Source organism: Frankia sp. CcWB3 (genome assembly GCF_977927595.1).
Genome location: NZ_CDWRCK010000037.1, coordinates 7,845 through 12,096, shown reverse-complemented (window position 1 = coordinate 12,096; position 4,252 = coordinate 7,845). Strand labels below are relative to the sequence as shown.

Here is a 4,252-nt window from a genome sequence, read left to right as displayed (position 1 = left end):
CGTCCCCTAAGAGCCGGATGCACGTGCAGACGTTTGAACCCCGCGGTGCCCGGCGAGAGGCCAAGGGCCATGGCGGGCAACCTGCGCGAACTCCCTCGCTGGACCGCCGACCGCGAAGGCCTGGAACGGGTCCGAAGAACTCAAATCATCAAAGCATCGCCGAACGGTGGTCCGTGTGTCATATCTCAGCCTGCGTTCGTGTTGAAATAGGCACGGAAGAGGGGCCCGAGGCGCCAAGATGCTCATCTGGAGCGCCGTGGCGAGAGTATGGACAGAAACTTACCGAATGTCACCGTAAGACGTAGGAGCGGCACCGATAGTGATATCAACGGTTTTCACCGGTCGACCTTCGTCCGCCATGGCCGCCGTGGGCGGCTCCGGACGAGCTACGTGAAGAGGGGTGCGTGAAGAGGGGTGCATGATGGAGTCCTCGACTGACCAGTCGAGCTGGTCGGACGTGTGGTCGCACATTCCGGCCGCGAATCCGCAGCGATCCGGCCCGCTCTGGGCGTTGGCGGTCCTCATCGGGCCGGATCGGGCGGTGGAAGGTGTCGTCGGGTTCTTCGTGACACCGGCCGAGGCGAACCGGCACGCCCGGGCGGGGGGCTACGAGAACTGGCTAGTGATTCCGGCGCTGGACCTGCACGGGGTGGGTGGGCCGGTGACGGTCCTGTGACCGGCGGACCGCCCGATCGCGACGTCGGTCCGAGCCCCCGCGGAAGCCCTTCCTCGGGAGGGGGCACACTGGTATCCCGACGTACCACTCCCCCACTCCCCCGCATGCAGCACCCACGACACCCACGACAGATCGACCACAGACCCATTCCGACCATGGGCTCTCCCCGGACTCCTCCTCCCCCGGGTGCCCCGCGATCGCCGGGCGCCCCACGATCGAAGGTGTAATCGAAGGTGCAGCTGACGGCCGGCCCCCTCTACGCGCTCTACACCCGTCGCCTGCGTCGGCAGGTCATGGCGGGTCCACTGCCTGCGCACGTCGGGCTGGTCATGGACGGCAACCGCCGCTGGGCCCGCGAGACGGGCATGGCGAATCCGAGCCTCGGCCACAAGTACGGCGCCGAGCACGCCGAGGACGTCCTGTCCTGGTGCGAGCTTGTCGGGATCAAACACGTCACCGTGTTCGTCTGCTCGACGGAGAACCTGCAGCAGCGTGGGGACGCCGAGGTCGCCTTCCTCATGCAGGTGATCGAGCAGGTGGTGGCCGACCGGCTCGGGCGGCCAGACGCCCGCTGGCAGGTCCATCTCGCGGGCATGCTGGACACGCTGCCGGACAGCACGGCCCGTGTCCTCAAGGATGCCGTGGAGACGACCCGCAGAGTCACGACCGGCGCTCACGTCACCCTCGCCGTCGGGTACGGAGGTCGCCAGGAGGTCATCGAGGCCCTGCGCGAACTGCTGTACGAGCGGGCCGAGGCGGAGGACTCGCTGGCCGACGTCGCGTCGACGCTGACCGTGGACGACATCGCCCAGCACCTCTACACTGCCGGCCAGCCCGACCCCGATCTGGTGATCCGCACCAGCGGGGAACAGCGGCTGTCCAACTTCCTGCTCTGGCAGAGCGCCTACTCGGAGCTGTATTTCTGCGAGGCGTACTGGCCGGCATTCCGTGAGATCGATTTCCTGCGCGCCCTGCGCAGCTTCGCCGCCAGGGAGCGACGCCACGGTGCCTGATCCGCGCCTGGCCCGCCCCTGAACCGCCCTTGAACCACTCCTGAGCCGCCCTTGGACGGCGGGCTGCGTGCGCCTGGTTTTTCCGCTTCCCGCTGCCCGATCATTTCTTTCTTTATCTGGCTATTTCCCCCTTCCCGCCTTTTTCCTTTCCTTCTTTCCTTCCCCCTTTCCTCCCTTGAGCGGGGCTGGTATCCCCCGGACAGGAAGATCGTTCAGACAGTCAACGCCGGTCATGGGCCACCTATGGGCTTCAGGGATGTGTAGAGCGCCCGCCGCACCGTCGTCGTCCGACGGCTGGCCACCCGCCCGGTCGGCCGCATCCTGCCCGCGGAAACGCCCAGTTGGTGCCATTACCGCAAGTAAGGAGTCGAAATGAAATAACTTGCGCGTTTCGAACCCTCCGCAAGCCTGTGACCTGCGATGATGCTCTCGATCACGTATTTGTTACTTCATTACGTCCCCTAAGTGCTTATTGCGCCATCAGCGAACTACCGTCGAGTCTCCGTCGCGCTGGTGCAAGCCTGTCGCCTGTCGGGACCTGATGTCAGACATAAACGGAGCATCAATGGCATCCGCCACCAGCGTCCACAAGGGTTGGAAGATCTTCTTCACCAGAGAGGAGACCGAGATGGTCGCTAACGGCGTCGACATAGCCGCGATAGTTTCGGCCGTCATACCCGAGCCGGCCACCGCCACGGTGGCGTCGGTGGCCCCGCGAATCCTCGCTTTTTACGCGAATCGCGCTCTCAAAATCAACAAGAGGCTCGGCCTCGAGGTCAACATGCCCAGCCCCAATTTCCCCGTCCGCACCGAAACCATCGGGCCCCCGGTGTGGCCTTTCCGAATCTAGCCATGATCAAAAATGGCGGCCGGAACGTCGTCAACACCGTTGATTATCTTGTCTGCACTCCCCGGAGGCACCGAGATACCTGACCGCCGCTGACGATGAACAGCGCCGACGACGAACGCTGAAGCCGACGAGCCGGGAGGTCCCTCCGTCCCACCCACGAGTGCCGCCCGCCGACGTCCGATTTCGCTGGCCGGTTGACCGGCCATCGCCGGCGATGGGACCGGCGATGGCCTGGGACCATGGATCGTCCTGGTCCGTCAGCTCGCTGTTACTGCTGCACCTGTTGCCGGAACCAGCGGACGACCGCGGCCGTACCGGCCTTGTTGGAGTCGAGATGACCGACGTTGGGTCCCAGGTTGATGATCGGGGCGTCGGCGCCACTTGCCAGGAACGCGGCCCGGCAGTGCTCGCTGTTGGCCCGCGGAACCTGATGGTCGGCGCCGCCGACGTAGAGCCGGACCGGCACCCTCGGGTTCCAGTTCGAACAGGTCTTGTCCGCCGCCCACAGCGCCACGGCCAGCCGGCCCTGGGGGTTGCGGAGCAGGTCGAAGCCGTGTGGGGTGAGCAGCTTGTCGGTGGTCGCCGGCAGGCCGGCGAGGATCTGCTCCCCGGTGTGCTTGCCGTCGAAGAGCGTCGCGACCTTCGGGTCCTGGAACACCTCCGCCGGCGAGCGGTACAGGTGGTGCAGGCGGTTCCAGGAGACGAGGAAGAAGGCGGTGTAGCCGACGCCGAAGGGCCATGCGACCTGCCCGTTCAGCCACGCCGGCAGCTCCACGGAGCGCAGGTCATAGGCTCCGCTGACGGGCGCGAGGGCACCGAGCCGGAACGACGGGTCGGCGCCGGCCCGCAGCGCCTTCCCCAGTCCCGTCGCCGCCGAAGCGCCCTGGGAGAACCCGGTGACCAGCACATCCCGTTTGAACTTCCGGCCTTCACGCTCGGCGACAGTGCGCGCCGCGCGGAGCAGGTCCAGCGACGCGCTGGTCTCCGAGGGGACGTCCAACCACGGATGGTCACCCGGCCCGACGCCGTAGCCCAGGTAGTCGGGGGCGACCGCCGCGAACCCGGCGGCGGCGTAGGTGAGGGCCGGGGCCTGCCCCCAGGAGTTGGCCTCCAGATCGGTCGCGGTCGACGGGGCGTCCGTGCGGTTGATCTCGGTGCCGTGGGCGTAGGAGACAACCCGTAGCCAGCGGTCCTCGGTGCGCGGCAGCGCCACCAGGCCGCTGGCGGTCGTCCGACGTCCACGGGGGTCGATCGTGTAGTACACGACCCGGTAGGTCCGCACCCCCGACCGGATCACCTCCGGATCGGCGTCGAACCCGGTACCGGCCAGGACCGCCCGCACATACTCCGCCGACAGGACCCGTAGCCGTTTGACGGAGACCACATCCCCGCGGTAAGAGGATGTGTGGCGCCAAGCCATGGTCGGCCCGGTGGCCGCGGCGGGGTCGATGAGGGCGGTGGTCGTCGCGGTGGCCGTCACCGCGGTCGTCGCGGCGAGGACGAGCCCCATGACGGTCCGGCGCCGCCGGGAACGTCGTCCCCTCCTCACGATGTCCTGCCGCCCGTGACGTACCAGCCGCACGTGACGTCTCTGCGGCGCGTGGCCTCCTTCCGGGACATGACCCGTTTCCTGCTCGTGACCCATTTCCCGCATGTGACTTCCTTCCCGCACGTGACCAATTTCCTGCTCGTGACCAATTTCCCGCATGTGAC

The 4,252-nt window shown here is 67.0% G+C and carries 4 protein-coding genes; 3 read left to right on the top strand and 1 reads right to left on the bottom strand.

Annotation, left to right across the window (positions count from 1 at the left end):
* The first annotated feature begins 421 nt into the window (after positions 1 to 421).
* The 3 genes from ACY5KJ_RS05050 (at position 422) to ACY5KJ_RS05040 (ending at position 2,539) form a co-directional block, all read left to right on the top strand.
* The gene (locus tag ACY5KJ_RS05050) at positions 422 to 676 is read left to right on the top strand and encodes a hypothetical protein (protein WP_462202881.1); all 255 of its coding nucleotides are present in this window, start codon (positions 422 to 424) and stop codon (positions 674 to 676) included.
* A 239-nt stretch (positions 677 to 915) separates the two neighbouring features.
* The gene (gene uppS, locus ACY5KJ_RS05045) at positions 916 to 1,689 is read left to right on the top strand and encodes a polyprenyl diphosphate synthase (RefSeq protein WP_462202886.1); all 774 of its coding nucleotides are present in this window, start codon (positions 916 to 918) and stop codon (positions 1,687 to 1,689) included.
* Positions 1,690 to 2,254: 565 nt separating this feature from the next.
* Positions 2,255 to 2,539: a hypothetical protein gene (locus ACY5KJ_RS05040; protein ID WP_023841456.1), complete on the top strand. Its 285-nt coding sequence runs from the start codon at positions 2,255 to 2,257 to the stop codon at positions 2,537 to 2,539.
* A 268-nt stretch (positions 2,540 to 2,807) separates the two neighbouring features.
* Here the strand turns inward: ACY5KJ_RS05040 and ACY5KJ_RS05035 are convergent, their stop codons facing one another.
* A complete protein-coding gene (locus ACY5KJ_RS05035) occupies positions 2,808 to 4,121 on the bottom strand; it encodes a lipase (RefSeq protein ID WP_462202880.1) in 1,314 nt (437 codons plus the stop codon).
* Between the last annotated feature and the right edge of the window lie 131 nt (positions 4,122 to 4,252).